Annotated in this window: 1 protein-coding gene; it reads left to right on the top strand. The window is 62.2% G+C overall.

The window, feature by feature from the left end:
- Positions 1–664 (top strand): hypothetical protein (locus GY937_23480; protein ID MCP5059677.1); only part of this gene is annotated, 664 nt, incomplete at both ends.

Below are 664 nucleotides of genomic sequence, written 5' to 3'. Positions count from 1 at the left end.
CCAACCGTATGGCCGATGACCCAGAGTCCTGGCTCGATGACATGCTCCAACGCACCGCCATCGGTGAAGAGGGCGCAGCTTTCGACCAGATGGAGACCTTCGGGAGGGAGCTCCTGGGTGAAGGGGCCATCGAGGAGTGGCGTCCCTGGTTCGAGACCCAGTGGGCTCGCCCGCTCACCACTGACCTAGATCCTAGGGATGTGCCCCCGAGTCTGGTCTACCAGCTGGACATCCCGGATGACTTACCTTTGCGCCGAGTGATCGACGAGCTCGACCCTGAGAAGTTGAGCATGGACGCACGAAACCGCATCCAGGCCAACCTCGATGTGTTCGACAACCCGACGGTCATCTTCGAGAAGGACATGATCACGGCCAAGGGGCTGCGCTCGGTTGCCAATAGAGACACCATGATCGGGAACATGCTGCGCCGGATCTCAGACAAGATGTCACCTCGTGCCGGTATCCGCCGCACAGGAGACTTAGGCAACGAGACCGCTAGCCAGGTCGGCCAGCTCGCAGCGACCAAGCGAGCCAAGGAGGCCCTGGTAGTTGACCACGTCAACCGGCTCGGGGTCACCCGCCAGGGTGCAAGCGAGCTATGGGACGCATCCGCCCGGGAGATGGGTGGAGACGCTGACCTGCTGAGCACGCTCACCGATGTGCT

The sequence above is a fragment of the bacterium genome (assembly GCA_024228115.1).
In the GTDB taxonomy this organism is placed as follows: domain Bacteria; phylum Myxococcota_A; class UBA9160; order UBA9160; family UBA6930.
The sequence above is the reverse complement of the archived record's forward strand: the minus strand, read 5'-3'. Positions and strand labels throughout refer to the sequence as shown.